We start from the raw sequence: 15,740 nt of genomic DNA, 5'->3' as shown, positions 1-15,740 counted from the left end.
AATCCTTTCAATGGCTTACGCCACATCATGGCGGAGTAGTTTACCATCAGAATTTCCACTCATCGCGCAGGAACCCGACAACGAAAGCGTTGCGCCCCCGACCGAAGTGATTTCGCATCAAACCCTCTACCTGTCCGCCCAGCCTTTCAGCCAAGCGAACCACTTCCGGCTGCTCTGTTAATGCCGTGATGCGCTCGCATTTGAGGATATCGAAAGCGTAGTGGCCGACTTCTGCGAGAAAGCCCTTAGTCCACCCAGATCCGGCGACGGACATGTGAACGTCCGCCCCCTCGAATATGTTGAACAAGACGCCGGCTATAACCTCGCCGTCCCGTTCAATTCCCATAACCGTGTAAGGAGGCACGAAAGCAACGCCGGTCTTTTCGCTCACAAACCGGGCGACACGCTCATCAGTAACGATCACTAAGATCCCCAATCGGCAGACTGGAACGAGAAATCCAGGGCGATAATCTCCGCATCAAGCGGGATGATCGACCCAGACGTGACCTGCATTGCCGGCGCGAGCGAATAGCCGATGTTGCCGGCAGACTGCCATTCTCCCTGCCATATCTTGGCGCGCTGCGTTCCCCATACGCTTTGGCCCCAGATGCCGACGCCCCACTCTGAGCCTTCCGGAACCGGAGTAGCCGCGGGAGGAGAAGGCAGGCTAACAACCCAATTGGATTGCGTGCTCATCTGCGGAGAGATGGAATATGGGCCGCGGGATTGAACCCGCGCCATCAGTCCTATCTTTTGGGCGCCGGAGTCGCTGAAGTCCGAGAAGAGCGGGACATAGGTGGCCGTGTACGGGAGGCCTTGATCGAGACCGGTAACCCAAGCCTCAACCACTTTCCCATCTTGCGAACCAAAAAAGAGCCGCCCGTTGAATATTTCAAAGCAAGTCCCACTCCAACCGGTGAAGTTCGCCCAAGCGCCCGTTCTGGCATTCGTGACCAGCATGGAAGGTGGCTGTTCGTTCTCTGTCGGGAGAGACACGAGCACCATCTGTTTCTCAGGCCAGGTTATCGCGTCCCAATATCCCGTTGCTCGGAGCTGAACGGCTTCATTCCATGCCGTTTCGATCGGATAGGATACAGCCGAGCCCGCCAGGACCGAAAAATCAATCTGAACAGCCTGGGACAACGGCACGAAACCGATATTTGTTGCAAATATCAGATCGCCACCAGCGCGAATGAAGCTCTTCGGTCCCCTCGGCTTGCCGATCTGATAGCGACCGTTCTTGAACCACGTCGTAGCGGTGGCCGGATTGTCGCCGTTATAGACTGCCACCTCGCCTTCATCCGTTATGAAGACGCAGCTTTCCTGAAGGCCATCGCCGGCAGACAGGGACCATTGCGAGCCGATGAACAACTTCCCGCCAAGGCTGAATTCGGAGCCAAGCGGGAGAAGCGTTGCCGCCCCGGTGATCTGGTCCACCGGGAGGTAATAGGCGTCAAGGCTATCCTTCAGAATGAAGAACAGCCGATGCTTATACGTCCACACATAGCTGAAATCGCTGGTAAGAAGCGCAGAGCCATCTGGCTTGGTGCCGGTGATAGCGCCAAACAGTTGCGTGTTAGCGCCGTCAGCCGTCGCCGCGCCGCCTGCCCCATCCGTAATGGGCTCGTTGTCCTGAAACGGTCCTCCGGTGATGGCGCCAAGGATGAGATGCCCTGTTGCGCCGTTGTCGACCACTTGCACAATCGTAGCAGTAGCGCCCGAAGTCCCGCCTGTAACCGTCTGACCGACCGTGAAAGGGGCTGTCTCTGCGTCGTAGTTCAGGCGATTGACCGGATCTCCCGTGATGGCATACCAGGCCGTCCCGTCAAAGATATGCATCGGATCGGAGCCATTGACGATAACGAGGTAATTACCGCCCGTTGTCGAATACTGCGCATCGATCCAATCGCCGCCCGTCATCCCCTGGATGACTTCGAGCCCTGCCGTCGAGAGTTGGCCAATATAATCGCCTAGGTCGGTTATGAGGTTATCGCCGCCCTCATCCGCGAGCTGGTAATTGATCGGGGAGGAAATGGTCGTGATGTCGTAGACGGTCGTGGCCGTTGAGGCGAAGAAATGCTTATTGTTCCCGTAGTTATAGGTGAACATTGCAGTAACATCAGAGTCACCGCCTCCGAGCGTGGCATAGATTGCCGAACCACGCCGGATCTCTCCACCGATCGCGGTCGGGAAGATGTTCTCGAGCACCATCGCACCCTGTGGGCCAGACGTGGGAGCGCCGATGTTTTGGTTCTGGATCCATCCCGCGATAGGAGCGGGAAACTTCGCCGTATTGGCAATACGCTGCGCTGGTCTCGGTTGGACGGCGGCCCGCATGAACATCATTCACTCTCCAAACTTAGAGACCGCCGAGCGTCCAGGGATACGAGGTTCTGAAGCGCATACCCGGCCAGCGGCGGCCGGTCGTGAAGATCGGCTTGGCGCCTGCGTCACGATTGGAGATGTGGGAGAATAGCTCGTCAAAATTGGCTTGATCGGACGAGTAGTCTAACCGTTTCTGTTCTCTCCAGCGCCAGATGACGCCAAGGGTGAGCAAGCGCTCATCAACGAAAAAGCTGTCCCCGTCCGCGGTAAACGAGGACTTTGGATCGCCGTTAACGTCAGTCGCGATCTGGTTGGAGATATAGAGAAATCTCGCCTGGTCGCCATCCTTCGGGGCCGGAAGGAACTGGATCTGATTGTCAAGCAGGATCCACCATCCCGGTGTGATCATGCTGAAATTGCGCACTTCGAGATATTGCCACTCGTCGTATCGCGTGACGCGCTGGTAACCCCACGCCCAATTCGTGGCGCTGTAGATGTTGGTATCGAGAAGCTGGCGGTCGTAATCGTCGGGAAGCGGGAATGCCGTTGTGGTCCCGTCCCCGACGATTTCATGCGTTTTCATCAGTCCTTGCCAGTCGTGCTCATCCGCAATGCTCTTCGCCACTTCGTTCGCCAGGTCGACAAGCTCCACTTCGAACTGTTCTGTGCTGGAGAAAAAGGTGGTGGGCTTCCGGCCTATCAGGCGGACAGAAGCGCTCTGCAGTGCGGAGAGGATGGTCATTCGGGGGCAGCCTCGCTGGCGGAGCAGTCATCGGATGGCGTTTCCAAATCTTCAAACGCCAAGTCCCAGTTGTTTTCGTGGGTGGAGAGCCTCGCACCTTCCTCCAGACGGAAGGGGATCCCGCCTATGTGTACGAGTGTGCCCTTCTCGACAGTCCGCGTTTCAATGGTCATGCGGCAAGCTCCTTGGCAGCATTGACGAGCCAGGAATGAGAGGGATTGCCGCGAGGGGCAGCGCCCGTCTTGTCCTTGATGAAGGCCTTCAACTCGGCTTCCGTCATCGCCTCGAATTCCTTGTCGGCCGCGGAAAGGAGGGCATCGATCTCTGCCGGCGGTGTTTCATGGGGCGGGATAAGCGCCTTGAGTCGTTCAAGCTCTGCCTTCAGCTTGTCCATTTCGGTGTTGGTGGACTCGATGGAACGGTTCGCGTGATCTTCCACCCAGCGCCGCGCCATCGCCTTCAACTGGTTGGCCGACATGCCGAGAGCCTTGATCTGCGGGCCGTCGATCGCATGAAGGGCTTCGATGCTGTAGATCTTCAGCGCGCGGCAGATGGAGAGCTGGGCCGGCGTGATGCCGTAATCCACGAGCATTTCGAGAGCCGTGCCGCCTGCTTTCTGATCGTCGCCCATGAGGAAGGCGCGATACTGCTCGGCGAAGCGCTCGGCATAGGTGACAACGCGGTCACCGACCCTGCGCCACATCGAGTCGGCAGGGAGGACGGGAGAATAGTTGCGGTCGCCGGCAAAGCGGAGTTCAACGACTTCCTTCAGGTCATAGACGGGCTTCCCTGCCGTTTCCGACTGGGCCACGTTGAGGAAGGAGCCGTGCTTGAAGAATGCCGTGATCGTGTGGTTAGCCGCCGTTTCGAAGGGCAGCCGAACGTTTTCCGGCAAGCCGGGTTGAATGTCTGTCATGGTTGGGTTCCTTGTCTGAGGTCAAAGAAAAAGGGCGCCCCGTTAAGAGCGCCCCTCATTGTCAGAATGGTTGGGCCATCAGGCCGGGACAGCGTTCCAGGCGCCGCGGCGCACGTGGAAGAACTGGCCGTTGGTGATTGCCGTGGCCGGGGGAGTGTAGAAGCCACCAGCGCCGGTTGCGACCGTGTAGCCCGGGAAGGTGATGGTCACCTGAGTTCCGGTGGTTGCGGTCGCTGCGATGTCGGCCGAAGCCTGCACCCAGAAGTATTCTCCACCATCGCTACCACGAACGACAGTGCCGAGCTGGTACGACGGAAGGGTCACGGATGCCTGATCGTAGAACGTCGGGTCATCGTAGACCATCGTGAGCGCTGGGCCGAGATCCGGCGAAGCGCGGAAAACATGATCAATAGCCATGTTCTGTTCTCCTTACGGGGTCGGGGTTGCGATGAGGCGACCCGAGAAGCGCGGGTTGCGCAGGATGAGTTCGCCGACCCACAGGAGGTACTGAGCGTATGCATCCTGGTTGATCGGCATGGCGCCCTGGCCGGGGAAGAGCGGGACCATGTTGTAATCAGCCATGAAGCGTACTTCGAGACCGTCAGGGTCGATGAAGTAGCAGGTGTTGGCCGGCATGACCGAACCGACGCCCGTTGCGCAGTAGAAGGTCACGTTGCCAACCGGCGTTGCGACTTCGAGGCCGTTGAAGCCAAGAGTCGGTTCGCCACCGCCATCGCGGGTGATGCGCTGGATTGCCACCATCGAGGCCGAGAGGGCCTGATAGGAGTTCAGATCAGCGATCCAGATCGACGGATAGCGCCGTCCCTTCGAGCGACGTGCAGTGACGTTCTCGACAATGGCGCGTGCCGTGGTCGAGTCCCAACCGGTGGCACCAAGAGCGGTGAAGTCGGTTGCCGCGTCGAACACAGACGGCTGCCAGATGGTGTGCAGTGCGCGGTCAATGCCGCCATACACGCCAGCAGTCGGGATGATCGGCAGAGCGCCGCCAAAGCCGACCATTTCACGGCCGCCAGTGCCAGTGCCAGCGCCGTGGAGGGAGATTTCCCACTCGTCACGCATGGAGTCCTGGGCATTGTCGAGATATGCCTCATACAGGTCGATGACCTGCGTGCGACCTTCGTTGCCGCGAAGCTCAGTGCCGGAGAGCGAGAAGCCCACGGCAAGGTTCTTCGGGGTGAAGAGCGCGGAGTTAAGGATTTCCTTCGGCTCGTTGTTGAGCTTGTCGTACCCAGTGAACCACTGACCCTCGAGCTTGTCGATCGTCAGCGGGACGCGGATTTCCGGGCCGGTGAAGGATTTGAACATGCCGCGTTCACGAAGGATCGCGGATACTGGGGTGGAGTTGAAAACCAGATCCTGAATTTCACGCTGGCGATAGGCGAGCGCGGCGGTCAGGACCTGCTGGTAATTGCGATCTGCAATGATCGGACCAGCCATAGCCTTACCTTTCTAGGGATTAGCGAGCGTGGGCGGCGAAAGCCGCTTCCAGTGCATCGCGATTGGATTTGAAGCGCTTCGGCGGCTCAGAGGACTGGCCGTTGGTTGGAGCGCCCTTGATGGATTTCTGGCCGTCAGGATCGACAGGACGGGCCGCGGGCTGGCTCTGGACAGGCGCGGGCTGCTCTTGCTGCGCTACGGATTGTGAAGGGGAGCGACCCCCAGCCATCCGATGCGCCTCTGCAAGTTTCTGCACGGGCGACAAGCCATTGCCGTAAATCTGCTCAATCACGCCAGATTTCAGGATCGCTTCGATCTGTGGTTCAAGGGCGTGATAATCGGGGTGTTCATCAATGAAGCGGTCGATCACCGGAATGATCGCCTGGGCCTTCATCGACTGAATTTCGTGGCGCAGCTCTTCAATCTCGGGGTTGGACTGCTGCTGCGGCTGCTGAGCCTGGGGCTGCTGCTGCGTGAATTGATGCGCCTGCGGGTTCTGCATGACGTGCTGCGCATACTGCTCGGGAGTGAGACCGATATTGCGCAGGACTTCCGCCACGCCGCGCGCCGGGTTGGAGCGCAGCAGGTTCTCGATGTTCGTGTAGGATTGCAGCGCCGTCTTCAGATCCGTGCCGCTTGCCTTTGCCTGCTCGGCGAATTGGCGCACCTGCTCGTAAGCCTCGTGAGACTCGCGATATTTGGCCGTCTCGGCTTCCATCTCCTGCGAGACGCGATGAAACTCCGCCTTGATGTTGGACGGAACATTGGCCCACTTCTCGCGAGCCTCGGGAAGGAAACGAGCGGGCGGCTCCCGATAGCGCTGGGCCTCAGACTCCCTGCCTTCTGGCGCTGCCCGCTCGCTTGCGGCCGCTTCGGGCGCGCCCTTGTCTGCCTTAGCATCGACGGCAGGTTGTTCCGTCTGCGCCTTGGCGAATTTCCCGTCTTCTGCCCGCGTCTTCTCGACCTTCGGCGCCTTCTCCGCTTCGGCTACCTTGGCCTTTGCGTCCTCGGTAGCGACCTTGGCCTTCTCCTCGACGGCCTTCTGGTTGTCGTCAAAAGCCTTGGCGATGGCCTCGCGTGTGGAGAGCGGCTTTGCGTCTTCCTGCTTCTGCTCGCCTTCCGGGAGGTGGACGCCGCGGCCGAGGGCATTTGAGGACTGGCTATCGTCAATAACGCGAGAGTCGGAGGCAAGCGGAGTGACATCCGCCTCCACCGTCGTGGATTCGTTGGTCATGGATTCACCTGTCTGAGAGGTTGTGATATACGGATTGCAGTGACGGCAGCGTGGAAGGACACGCCCTTGTCAAAAACTCGGAAGATTGGCTATCGGAGCTGATCTTTTCGAGGGCAAGTAGCATTTCAAGGGAAACGCTTGATTCCGAACCAAGCGTTAGCAGGTATCAAGCCCTGCCCGTCACCTTCATTAGACCGGCAGTTCAGTCAGCACAGGCGGAGCACGTCCCGCCTCTACATCGGCAATAGCGCGCTCAATGGCAGCACGGTCGCCAGCTCGATCACGCTCCGGCCGCTTGAATTCCTTCATCGGCTCATTGCCCAGCTCGATCATTCCGGCTGCCTTGTACGTCTTCCGAAGCTCGGACTTGGACGTGTACATTTTGCCGTCAAGCATGGACTGCGTTTCGGGCATGGTATCGAGCGAGAGCATGGGAACGGGAAGGGACGAGCGAGCCGGCGCGGCTTCCGGGATAGACCGGAAGACTTTTCGGCCGTTCCCGAGATCCAGCCAAACCTTAGCCATTATTTCAGAGCCGCGTTGATCGCGTTGATCTTGGCAGCGAGAGAGGCAATGGCGTTAGCGACTTCCGTCTGGCTATACGTCGCGCCCACAACAGCAATCGTGCCAGACGCCGTGCCACCGCTGTTGTCGGTCAGGTTGGCGAGTGCTGCGATCGAGGTCTTAGCCGCCACAGCCGCTTCAACGCCCGCCTGAGTGCCAGTCACGTCAGCCCATGCGACAGCGCCGCCCGACGCGGTCGTCACGACTTCATCGATCACCTTGGCAGTTTCGGCGGGGACGCCTACCGCCATCATTTTCCGAATATCTGCAATTGCCATTTCAATTCTCCTTGTTAGCCACAGACCCAACTGTTACCGTTACAAAACACAGGCACTGTATTCGCTCCTCCCCCACCGACAGGGGTATTCCATGTAGGATTCGAAGCGTCGGTGACGAATGCACGAGCGCCCTTCAGCGCAGGGCTGGCAGCCGGAAGATTTGCGACGATATATTCCCCCGTCTTGACCGTGTTGGAGAAGGTTGCGTCTCCTGCCCCCGCCAGCTTGAGGCGAACAATTCCACCCGCCCTGAGTGTGATATCGCCACCAGTCCCCTTTGCAGAGATGTCTAGACCGATATCAGTCCCTGCACCCGTGGCACCAATCTGCGGAAGGCCCGTTGAGATAGCGCCAGCGATGAAAACGCCATTGCCGCCGGCCGGAAGGATGGTTTGCGTTCCTGTCGTGCTGAATGCACCAACGTGCGCCCAAGCACCAGAACCGGAGGTGGACGTAATGCCAGTTACGCCGAGCGCCTGGCCACCATTGATAGACAGAACGTCTGTGAAGGCGTTGCGGGCGTCATTCGCAAACCGGAACTTGATCGAATTGGAGATAAACAGCAGATCCGCCGAACGGTTGTTTGCCGTATTCGACTGATCATAGAATTGCTGCATCGCCCAAGTGGGAGCGCCGCCCAGGCTGATACCGCTATTCGTCGGGCTAGGGAGAGATGTGTTTGCGGACGAACCAAGCTGACCGGCTACCGCAACATTGCCAGCAAACGTGGCAGAAGCACTAAAGGTAGCATTCCCCGTCGTGCTGAATGTTCCGGTTACAGCAGTCGGGCTCTTGAGGTTGATCCCTGCCGCGCCCTTCGCTGAGATATCGAGGCTGATATTACCGTTCGCTCCGACAGCTGAAATCGCAGGCGTGCCGCCATTGGCGCTAGGTGCGATAGCAACGCCATTCCCGCCGCCTTGCAAGACGTTAGTGGTTTGGGTGAATGTATGCGCACCCGTCCAAGTGGGCGCGATGGACTGATCGAGAGCCGGCGCAGCATCCGACCGCATGATGGTGTCAGCCGTGCCATTCTTCGCCGTCAGACCAACCGTTACAGACGGATTAGCCGTGCTCGCGCCAAATTCGCCAGTGTCTTCCCAGTTCGCGGCGTTCGTGCCGGGATCGGCCACGAGATAGAACACATGCGGAGGCGTGAAATCGGTACGAATGCAGATGGCCGGCGAAGTGACTGCGAGTGCCAGCATCTCGGCTTCTGTGGCCGCGCGTGCGATATCGTGTTCAAGCGGGGGAAGCTGCGAGGTCGGTATCTTGCCATCCGGACCAAGCGGGCCAGCCGGATCTCCGGGAGAGCCAAACGGAATAGCCGACGCCGGGATATCGCCCTGAAGCGAGACAGGAACGCCCTTGTCGGTAATGGTTACGGGAATGCCGCCCATGTCAGCGTCCTTTCGTCAAGTGTTTGGCGATGTCCATGCGGCGATCCTTGCGCGCGTCGGCGGCAAAGAATTCCTTGGCAACGCTGACCGGAACGCCGGCCTTCTTCGCGAATGAGGGGTTGTGGGCCGCTGCCTGCATGAAGCGGGCCTGCTTGGCAGACTTACTTGGCATTCTGCGCATCCTTCTCAGCCTGCCGTTCGGCCAACGTCTGCTGACGCTCGCCCTGACGTTCGCTGAAGTCCTGCTGCCGATCCGCACGCTGTTCCGACCGTTCGCCTACCCGCTCTTGGAACGACTGCTGGCGCTCGCCCATCTGGGCGTCACGCTCCTGATTGACCGCGTTTAGCTGCTGATCGGTCTGGCGAAGCTGGATATCTGCTGCGGTCTTCAGGTCTTCACGCTGTTCGCGATGGGCCTCGATGCCTAGCTTCTGCTCGGCAAGCTGGATGTCCGCATAGATCTTCTCGATCTTGGCTGATGTCTCGGCGATCTTCCCGCGCGAGTCCTCGATCTCCAGTGCAAAGCGCTGTTGATCGGCCTTGGCCTTCTCCTGCGCCTCTGCCGTGCGGAGTTGAAGCTCCTGCATCTTGAGAGCGGCGTCCGCCTGCACCTTCTCGGTCTGTGCGGCTGCCTTCTGAAGCTCGGCCTGTGCAAGCTGCTTATTGGCCTCTGCGAGGGCTGCTTCACCGTCACTGCCGCCAGCCTGAGCCAGTGCAGCGGGAGCGGCTTCGACAAAGTCGTCAATCATGCCGTCAAGCTCACGGCCTGCACGGAACGGAGCGAGAGCGAACTTGAGCATTGCGCCAGCTAGTTTCGCACCTGGCTCACCAGCCATGAGAAGCGGCTGAACCGCAGCACTTGCGCCCGTAAACGCTGTGAGGAATTCCCCGCGGGCCTGCTTCTCGGCAAGCTCGTCCGTCATGATCGTGCTGTCGGTCTCGATATCGATCGCAAAGGCGCGTGCCTTCTGATCGCGGAGGAAGGACATCACGTCTTCAATCGGAACCTGCTTGCCGATCTCGTCCAATTGCATTTGATATTTCTGGATGATCTGCTGCTGAGCCTGGTTGAACTGCTGTTCGGCTGCCTGCGGATCGATCTCCTCGCCAGACGCCTTGGCCTGCTCTGCCGCCTGCATGGCCTGCTCTTCGAGAGAATCCATCTCCTGCTTGGCCGCAGCCTCCAGCTCCTTCACCTTGGCCTTCAGCTCGGCCTTGGTCGGGATCTGCATCTGCGCCATGCTGAGGAGCGTGTCAGCATCGAACTTCTCGGCGATGATCTCTGCCGTGATGCGAGCGCTATCGCGGGCAATGCGCTGCAGCTCGTCAATCTTCTCGCGAACACGCACGGAGCCGTATTGGCTCTTGAGCTGCTGGGCGCCTAGCGTTTCCTCGGCTTCGGTCGCTCCGCGCATGATGTCGGAGATGCCGGAAAGCTCATAGAAATTGTTGATCAGCTCGCGACGGGCATTCAGCAGTTCCGTGACCGTGGCCGCGAATTCCTGCAGCGGAAGGAACTGCACAAAGCCAGCCGTGCCAGAGCTGCCAGACATCAGCGCCGCGCCCGGGACCGGAATAAGCAGAACGTCATCCTCGACGTTCGCCAGAGCCGTCTCGACAGCCTGCGCCACCTCGCCACCAGCCGGGATAAGACCCTTGACCTTGATCCACGTCAGCAGGTTGTAAATGCGGAACGTGAGCGTGTTGATCTGCTCTAGGTGCCGCTCATAACGCACATAATCCGGCACAGGAATGAGCGTGCGGCGCTTCTTCGTGCCATAGGCAGGACGCGGGCAAGGGAAGAAGCCTTCGAGATCCAGGAACGGCTTCTGCTCGTCAAGGAATGTCTCAATGCCTTCCGTCACCCAATAGACGCGGTTGTCGGCCTTGTGCCAGACTTCCCACACCTTGCACTTCGCTACCGTGTCAACGCGGTGATGGTCGTTCGGATCGCGCTGGACGTTGTATTGCGCCTGATCGGCGTCAGCCTTCGGGAAGCGCTTCTTGAATGCCTTCTTGTCGAGATAGGCCGCGAATGCCACCCAGCCGACTTCACTCCACTTACGCGCCGGCTCATGCAGGAAGTCGTTACGGTCTACGTGATCGTTGCAAACCTGCTTGCCGTTGTCGTCCGTCTCATACGTCGTGCGGATCGATCCACGCGCCGCAATGATCAGGTCATCGCGCACTTCCAGCATCGTCTGATCGAAGTCGGTACGCTCGAATGTCGAATTCAGGCAGCGCTCCAGAAGCTCGGAAGCAACCGACGCAACCTTGTTACGATCATTGAACCGTGGCGCAACGACGGCCATCGGAGGCTTGCAGTAGACGGCCGGCTTCAGGATCTCCAGGCTCGACCAAAGCAGGTCGAACTCCTGGTCATTGAAGAAATAGCCCCGCTGCAGCATAAGCTCGCCAGACGCAGACACGAGGCGGTCGATAATGTCGCAATAACGCAGGTACGGCTCGAACTCTTCCTTGGCCTTGCAGATGGCTTCCCACACGATCTGAGCCGAACGTGGCTCGTCGGGGTCGCGCATCGTGTCGATGTCGCCAGTGGTGGAGTAATTGACCATTAGCGCCTGCTCTTCTGCTTGTAGTTCAGTTGGGGCGCGAGAATGTCGCCGGTCGTTGCCATGACGTGCGGCTTCTCAACCGGCTTAGCGTCTGGAATGTCCTGCCAAGCCATCGAGAGATATCGGAAGGCGTCGGCCAGGTGCGATGACCAGTCGTGCACCTCGTTCGCCTTGAACGTCTTCTTGTCGTCGTCCCATTCGCGGCGGTATTGCTCCAGAGCAGAGACGCCCTGATCTTCACAGCGAGGATGGAACACAGCGCGGGCCAGCGTCTTGCGAGCTGCGTTGATGCCGTCGAGCTTCGAGGCCATCGGCACAACGCGAGGATTGAGCCCATAGCCCTGCATCGTCTCGACGCGGGTTCGACCCGTTCCCCACTCCTTCACGCGAGCGTCGTGCGGGACGAAATCAACGCCGTCCTGCCATCCGTGCTCTTTGCGGCGCTGCTCGATGATGTCTGCGTAATGATCGAGACCGACGCCAGAGGCCGAATAGCAATCCAGGATGAACACCTGCGTGCCGACAACCTGGAACCACCAGATGGACGTATCGTCCTTTACGCCGATGTCCCATGCCCGATGGACTGGACGATCAAGCGCCTCGATATCTGCAATGCGTCCCTCTCTGCGCACGGCGACCATTTCGCGGGCATAGAACGCGCCGAGAATTGCAGCATTGAATGAACACTCATACTCTTGCTCAAACTGCGCACGGCCGATGTCCTCACCATAGAGAGCGCAATACTCCTTCAGAGACTCGTCTAGCTGCTCTTGGCTGAGAGCGTTCGTGTCATAGATGCTACTGATCTCAGCGAACCAGCGAGGGTTGTCCTTCGCCAGGTCGTACATGGCCTTGGCGTGGTTGCGACCGCGAGGCGTGGTAATGAACGTAGCCCAGCCGTCGTTCTCCTCCATCATCGGGCGGATGTAGCCCCATGCGGAAGGATTGCAGAGCGCCCACTCAGAGAACACAACGCCGGCCACGCCAGCACCGACAAGGCCGTTATAGCGATCGGAGCCGATCACCTGCCATGTCGAGCCGTTCTTGAACCGGATGAACATTTCGTCATCGACGGTCTTCTCTCTCAGCTCCTGAGGGAAAGCCTCATCGATGCGCCGCTTACCCGTATGCGGATTGACGGCATTCCAGATTGCCTTACGGGCCTGTGTGTATTCCGGCAGAGCGTGCCAATATGTTGCAACGCGCTTATGAGCCTCGATAGCCGTGTGATGCAGGATAACGTCATCCTTGCCCCATCGGCGGTGCGCAATCTCAATGGCTCGCTTCTTGCCTTCGTTCTGTAATGCGTTCCAGAGCTTGAACTGGTAGCGCCGCGGCTGCCAGTTGTTCGGCAGTTCAATCGTTGGCAAGGGTGAATTTCTTCACGACGATCTGGAGAGGGCCGCCATCCTCGCCGGAAACCTCAACGGACGAGAGATCAGGCAAAACCTTCTTCAGCAACCCGAGGCCCGCAGAAACCTGCGTAGCGTTCATATCTCTCTTCCCCTCGACGTGCTCAATCAAGGAATTGAGAATATTACTGTTTTGTATTTTAACCCGGTGCTCGTCCGACATACGGAAACCGGCCTTACGACCACGCGCAGCCATTAGACGCTAGCCTCGTAACGCCTCCGGCCCTCTTCACCCTTCAGAGCATCAACCTCGCGACGCAACTCCTGGATCATCTCGCCGGCTCGGCGCAGTTCGCTGAACAGGACGCTATCCGCGTTCATCGGGTCAATTACTACGGCGGTCCCGTCAAGCGGGCTAACGTATGCCATTTGCGGCTCGATGTAGCCGTTTACGTCCGAATTGCGAAGCATTGTTATTCTCCGGTCTGAGAGGAGAGGTTTAGGAAAATTATTCCTTCTGGCCGGTGAGGCCATTGCATTTCGCGATATGAATTTTCTACGGAACGGGTGCTATTTCTTATGAAAGCCCGCGAGCACCATAGCCAACTCAGCACGCTTGCGGGTCTTTTCGCTGCCCGAGTGCTCTAGCTGGGAGATATCCGACTTGGAGAGCTTCTGGTCGCCCTTGATGAGGTGGTCGCCCTTGATGAGGTGGTCGCGCTTGGCGGTGGCGCGGAGAGAGCCGGGCTTCTTGATGGCGCCTGCAATCCAGTTCTTCTTGCCGGCCATGAATGCTCTCCTCTGTTAAGCCTCTTGGCGCTTGAAGAACAGTACCCAGTGATACGTGCTGCGCTCTATTACCTGGTGGAGCGCATACCCTTCTGCTGCCTTCTCATTGATGAGGGCTTGCATACCGGGGAGGCCGAGAGGGCCGGAGTCGTAGGGGAGGACGAGGTATGCGGGCATTCGCACCTCCTCAAAAGGGAACCCCGCTACGGCGGCAACCGTGCGGGGTTTATTGGTGCCCTCTGTCGGACGCAGGTCCGATCATGTAATTTCCTTATTAGCCTGATTTACCTTCAACCACAAGTCCCCTATGCCATATCAGGGCGTTCAGCCCCCGAGTTAGCCACAACAATTGTGTGTCGGGCATAGTACGCATGCCCTCGTAGTCCATTACACAGACGTTGAAGACGGTTGATTTTACTCGTGGGCCGTCTTGGCACCGAAGCAACACGCCTTCCAGCTCCATCATCTTGTTCGAAGCGGCGCGGGCACGTCTTGCCTGCTCGGCGGTCGTTTCTCCCCCGAAACCAGATATACTGAACAGATCCTGAGCCCGAGCGGACGGGAAAGGCACGCCAACCGCGCTGTAATATCTCGCCATCTGCTCGGCGTAGTAGTCGCCGGCCTCTAGCTGCTGCTTGTTGACCTTGCCGTCTATGAAGAGGCGACCGAGCGTGTACCCGGAATACCCGCTTGCGTGATAGTCAACGCCGTGAACCCGTTTCAGAGCTTCGATTGCCACGGCTTTCACCTCTTTCTCGGTTTCGGAATGGCGGATTTGCCCACCGGGATATCTCTCCACACCTTCCTTCTTTGGCCTCCCCGCCCTGACTGCGCGCTTAATCCTGAGCTTCGAGGCTTTTGATGTCATGCTTGCTCCTTAAGGGCTGCTTGGAGATGACGAACAACCGATCGTCTCTGGGCGTCCGCAGAAATGGCCCAGATCATCTTCGGGTCTGTCTCGCTTGTCTTGGTGAGGCTGTTAAGCGGGATTTCTTCGATGAACGGGATAATCGCCTCTATGGCGGCGCGGGCGGCATTGACGTGAAATCCTCTATCAATGACCGATGCTGTTTCGAAGTCGCCTAATTCGTGGCTATCCCATATCGCTCGCGCCACGCGCTCTACCATCGTGCTCATGCGCTTTCCTTTGCTCTTTGCGCCTCGATCTTCCTGACGGCGTGCAGCGCGGTTGTGTGGTCACGTCCGCCGAACAGGCGCCCTAATTCCGGATAGCTGATGGATGGCTTCACGAAAGTCTTAAGCTCCCACATGATGAGCTGGCGGGGGTAGCAGTGGCGGCGGAAGCGGCTTGACCCGACGATGCCCTCGTAAGGGACGCCCAGCTCCTCACAGCGCCGCTTGATGTAATTCCGGCAAGGACTGCCCTGCATTGCCTTCCACGCTTCCCACGAGCGCACATGCGCATCCTTCGGGTTCTTGTCGCGGTAAACGATGACGATCTCCGGCCGCTTCGGAGCCGGTTTCGATTGCACTTCAGAGGTCCTGGTGGCCGGCGTCATCAGCCTTGCCCGCCGTTCTGAATAGGCGCTGATCATCGCAGCGCTGCTGACATATGTTTCTGCCTGTAGGGGCTGGTAGTTCATTGGATGAGCCCCCTTCGCAAGCAGTGAGCTATAAGGGCCGTGGTCGTCGGGCATCCTGTGGCGTTTTTGGCGCGCTGAAGGTGACGAGTGACCGTCATCAGGCAAATTCCGAGCATCTCCGCGATGTCCTGATGCTCTTTGCCGGTCGAGAGAAGCCAGATTATCTCCTTCTGGCGCTCGCTAATCGTCTGGTAGTTATGACCGTAGTGGCCGAGCGTGCGAGGAGCCGGCCGCATCCTCGGGCGCTCGATGCAATCCTGCTGGCTCATTGGATCCACCCTTCCCTAAGCGCCGTGGCGACAAGACCGGTAGCGGTCATCTTGCCCCCGGCTTTCAGCTTAGCCGTGACGATATGGCTGCTGACGGTGTTCGGGCTGGTGGCCGTTTCGCGGGCGATTTCCTTCGCCGTCATCCCCAGAGACATGAGGTGCACGATCGACAGCTCCCGCCTAGACAATGGGCACTCACGCTGCATTGCTCTGCTCCTTATTCTCAGCGGACC

At 58.8% G+C, this 15,740-nt stretch carries 22 protein-coding genes; all 22 read right to left on the bottom strand.

Annotated features, from left to right (window positions below; translation table 11 throughout):
• Window positions 1-46: 46 nt before the first annotated feature.
• Window positions 47-424, bottom strand: a complete 378-nt coding sequence (locus tag AC6CIG_RS15230; protein WP_498322945.1) for a GNAT family N-acetyltransferase — start codon at window positions 422-424, stop codon at window positions 47-49.
• A complete protein-coding gene (locus tag AC6CIG_RS15225; protein ID WP_498322943.1) occupies window positions 424-2,346 on the bottom strand; it encodes a hypothetical protein in 1,923 nt (640 codons plus the stop codon). Before AC6CIG_RS15225 ends, AC6CIG_RS15230 begins: the two co-directional genes overlap by 1 nt.
• Before the next feature lie 13 nt (window positions 2,347-2,359).
• Complete coding sequence (locus AC6CIG_RS15220) at window positions 2,360-3,067, bottom strand: phage adaptor protein (protein ID WP_498322942.1); 708 nt, start codon at window positions 3,065-3,067, stop codon at window positions 2,360-2,362.
• The gene (locus AC6CIG_RS15215) at window positions 3,064-3,240 is read right to left on the bottom strand and encodes a hypothetical protein (RefSeq protein ID WP_498322941.1); all 177 of its coding nucleotides are present in this window, start codon (window positions 3,238-3,240) and stop codon (window positions 3,064-3,066) included. The genes AC6CIG_RS15220 and AC6CIG_RS15215 overlap by 4 nt, the downstream gene beginning before the upstream one ends.
• Complete coding sequence (locus AC6CIG_RS15210; RefSeq protein ID WP_498322940.1) at window positions 3,237-3,983, bottom strand: hypothetical protein; 747 nt, start codon at window positions 3,981-3,983, stop codon at window positions 3,237-3,239. Before AC6CIG_RS15210 ends, AC6CIG_RS15215 begins: the two co-directional genes overlap by 4 nt.
• A 78-nt stretch (window positions 3,984-4,061) precedes the next feature.
• Complete coding sequence (locus AC6CIG_RS15205) at window positions 4,062-4,400, bottom strand: hypothetical protein (RefSeq protein ID WP_498322939.1); 339 nt, start codon at window positions 4,398-4,400, stop codon at window positions 4,062-4,064.
• A gap of 12 nt (window positions 4,401-4,412) precedes the next feature.
• Entirely contained in the window at window positions 4,413-5,441 is a 1,029-nt protein-coding gene (locus AC6CIG_RS15200) for a phage major capsid protein (protein WP_498322938.1), read from the bottom strand.
• A 19-nt stretch (window positions 5,442-5,460) separates the two neighbouring features.
• Window positions 5,461-6,654 carry a hypothetical protein gene (locus AC6CIG_RS15195; RefSeq protein WP_498322936.1) on the bottom strand — a complete coding sequence of 398 codons (1,194 nt, stop codon included), beginning with the start codon at window positions 6,652-6,654 and terminating at the stop codon, window positions 5,461-5,463.
• A gap of 210 nt (window positions 6,655-6,864) precedes the next feature.
• Window positions 6,865-7,071, bottom strand: coding sequence for a hypothetical protein (locus AC6CIG_RS15190; protein WP_498322935.1), 207 nt, complete (start codon window positions 7,069-7,071; stop codon window positions 6,865-6,867).
• Between the two features lie 128 nt (window positions 7,072-7,199).
• A complete protein-coding gene (locus AC6CIG_RS15185) occupies window positions 7,200-7,517 on the bottom strand; it encodes a hypothetical protein (RefSeq protein ID WP_498322934.1) in 318 nt (105 codons plus the stop codon).
• A 14-nt stretch (window positions 7,518-7,531) separates the two neighbouring features.
• The gene (locus AC6CIG_RS15180; protein ID WP_498322932.1) at window positions 7,532-8,917 is read right to left on the bottom strand and encodes a hypothetical protein; all 1,386 of its coding nucleotides are present in this window, start codon (window positions 8,915-8,917) and stop codon (window positions 7,532-7,534) included.
• A 1-nt stretch (window position 8,918) separates the two neighbouring features.
• Window positions 8,919-9,089 carry a hypothetical protein gene (locus tag AC6CIG_RS15175; protein ID WP_498322931.1) on the bottom strand — a complete coding sequence of 57 codons (171 nt, stop codon included), beginning with the start codon at window positions 9,087-9,089 and terminating at the stop codon, window positions 8,919-8,921.
• A complete protein-coding gene (locus AC6CIG_RS15170) occupies window positions 9,079-11,493 on the bottom strand; it encodes a hypothetical protein (RefSeq protein ID WP_498322929.1) in 2,415 nt (804 codons plus the stop codon). Before AC6CIG_RS15170 ends, AC6CIG_RS15175 begins: the two co-directional genes overlap by 11 nt.
• Complete coding sequence (locus tag AC6CIG_RS15165) at window positions 11,493-12,863, bottom strand: terminase large subunit domain-containing protein (RefSeq protein WP_498322928.1); 1,371 nt, start codon at window positions 12,861-12,863, stop codon at window positions 11,493-11,495. The genes AC6CIG_RS15170 and AC6CIG_RS15165 overlap by 1 nt, the downstream gene beginning before the upstream one ends.
• Complete coding sequence (locus AC6CIG_RS15160; RefSeq protein WP_498322926.1) at window positions 12,850-13,101, bottom strand: hypothetical protein; 252 nt, start codon at window positions 13,099-13,101, stop codon at window positions 12,850-12,852. Before AC6CIG_RS15160 ends, AC6CIG_RS15165 begins: the two co-directional genes overlap by 14 nt.
• The gene (locus AC6CIG_RS15155; protein ID WP_498322924.1) at window positions 13,101-13,316 is read right to left on the bottom strand and encodes a hypothetical protein; all 216 of its coding nucleotides are present in this window, start codon (window positions 13,314-13,316) and stop codon (window positions 13,101-13,103) included. The genes AC6CIG_RS15160 and AC6CIG_RS15155 overlap by 1 nt, the downstream gene beginning before the upstream one ends.
• Before the next feature lie 99 nt (window positions 13,317-13,415).
• Window positions 13,416-13,634, bottom strand: a complete 219-nt coding sequence (locus AC6CIG_RS15150; protein WP_498322923.1) for a hypothetical protein — start codon at window positions 13,632-13,634, stop codon at window positions 13,416-13,418.
• A 274-nt stretch (window positions 13,635-13,908) separates the two neighbouring features.
• On the bottom strand, window positions 13,909-14,502 hold the full coding sequence (locus tag AC6CIG_RS15145) for a hypothetical protein (protein ID WP_498322922.1): 594 nt from the start codon (window positions 14,500-14,502) through the stop codon (window positions 13,909-13,911).
• Window positions 14,499-14,771: a hypothetical protein gene (locus tag AC6CIG_RS15140; protein ID WP_498322921.1), complete on the bottom strand. Its 273-nt coding sequence runs from the start codon at window positions 14,769-14,771 to the stop codon at window positions 14,499-14,501. Before AC6CIG_RS15140 ends, AC6CIG_RS15145 begins: the two co-directional genes overlap by 4 nt.
• Window positions 14,768-15,154, bottom strand: coding sequence for a helix-turn-helix domain-containing protein (locus tag AC6CIG_RS15135; protein WP_498322920.1), 387 nt, complete (start codon window positions 15,152-15,154; stop codon window positions 14,768-14,770). The genes AC6CIG_RS15140 and AC6CIG_RS15135 overlap by 4 nt, the downstream gene beginning before the upstream one ends.
• 80 nt (window positions 15,155-15,234) lie before the next feature.
• Window positions 15,235-15,507, bottom strand: a complete 273-nt coding sequence (locus AC6CIG_RS15130) for a helix-turn-helix transcriptional regulator (RefSeq protein ID WP_498322919.1) — start codon at window positions 15,505-15,507, stop codon at window positions 15,235-15,237.
• Window positions 15,504-15,695, bottom strand: a complete 192-nt coding sequence (locus tag AC6CIG_RS15125) for a LuxR C-terminal-related transcriptional regulator (protein ID WP_498322918.1) — start codon at window positions 15,693-15,695, stop codon at window positions 15,504-15,506. The genes AC6CIG_RS15130 and AC6CIG_RS15125 overlap by 4 nt, the downstream gene beginning before the upstream one ends.
• Window positions 15,696-15,740 lie beyond the last annotated feature (45 nt).

This window comes from Sinorhizobium sp. GQ132 (genome assembly GCF_059758575.1).
Note: the sequence above shows the minus strand (reverse complement) of the source record. Positions and strands in the feature narration are given on the sequence as shown.

Excerpts from the sequence above, each read along its gene's own strand:
- AC6CIG_RS15225 (WP_498322943.1), bottom strand. The coding sequence starts at position 2,346 with ATGATGTTCATGCGGGCCGCCGTCCAACCGAGACCAGCGCAGCGTATT.
- AC6CIG_RS15220 (WP_498322942.1), bottom strand. The coding sequence starts at position 3,067 with ATGACCATCCTCTCCGCACTGCAGAGCGCTTCTGTCCGCCTGATAGGC.
- AC6CIG_RS15215 (WP_498322941.1), bottom strand. The coding sequence starts at position 3,240 with ATGACCATTGAAACGCGGACTGTCGAGAAGGGCACACTCGTACACATA.
- AC6CIG_RS15210 (WP_498322940.1), bottom strand. The coding sequence starts at position 3,983 with ATGACAGACATTCAACCCGGCTTGCCGGAAAACGTTCGGCTGCCCTTC.
- AC6CIG_RS15205 (WP_498322939.1), bottom strand. The coding sequence starts at position 4,400 with ATGGCTATTGATCATGTTTTCCGCGCTTCGCCGGATCTCGGCCCAGCG.
- AC6CIG_RS15200 (WP_498322938.1), bottom strand. The coding sequence starts at position 5,441 with ATGGCTGGTCCGATCATTGCAGATCGCAATTACCAGCAGGTCCTGACC.
- AC6CIG_RS15190 (WP_498322935.1), bottom strand. The coding sequence starts at position 7,071 with ATGCTTGACGGCAAAATGTACACGTCCAAGTCCGAGCTTCGGAAGACG.
- AC6CIG_RS15185 (WP_498322934.1), bottom strand. The coding sequence starts at position 7,517 with ATGGCAATTGCAGATATTCGGAAAATGATGGCGGTAGGCGTCCCCGCC.
- AC6CIG_RS15180 (WP_498322932.1), bottom strand. The coding sequence starts at position 8,917 with ATGGGCGGCATTCCCGTAACCATTACCGACAAGGGCGTTCCTGTCTCG.
- AC6CIG_RS15175 (WP_498322931.1), bottom strand. The coding sequence starts at position 9,089 with ATGCCAAGTAAGTCTGCCAAGCAGGCCCGCTTCATGCAGGCAGCGGCC.
- AC6CIG_RS15170 (WP_498322929.1), bottom strand. The coding sequence starts at position 11,493 with ATGGTCAATTACTCCACCACTGGCGACATCGACACGATGCGCGACCCC.
- AC6CIG_RS15160 (WP_498322926.1), bottom strand. The coding sequence starts at position 13,101 with ATGGCTGCGCGTGGTCGTAAGGCCGGTTTCCGTATGTCGGACGAGCAC.
- AC6CIG_RS15155 (WP_498322924.1), bottom strand. The coding sequence starts at position 13,316 with ATGCTTCGCAATTCGGACGTAAACGGCTACATCGAGCCGCAAATGGCA.
- AC6CIG_RS15150 (WP_498322923.1), bottom strand. The coding sequence starts at position 13,634 with ATGGCCGGCAAGAAGAACTGGATTGCAGGCGCCATCAAGAAGCCCGGC.
- AC6CIG_RS15145 (WP_498322922.1), bottom strand. The coding sequence starts at position 14,502 with ATGACATCAAAAGCCTCGAAGCTCAGGATTAAGCGCGCAGTCAGGGCG.
- AC6CIG_RS15140 (WP_498322921.1), bottom strand. The coding sequence starts at position 14,771 with ATGAGCACGATGGTAGAGCGCGTGGCGCGAGCGATATGGGATAGCCAC.
- AC6CIG_RS15135 (WP_498322920.1), bottom strand. The coding sequence starts at position 15,154 with ATGACGCCGGCCACCAGGACCTCTGAAGTGCAATCGAAACCGGCTCCG.
- AC6CIG_RS15130 (WP_498322919.1), bottom strand. The coding sequence starts at position 15,507 with ATGAGCCAGCAGGATTGCATCGAGCGCCCGAGGATGCGGCCGGCTCCT.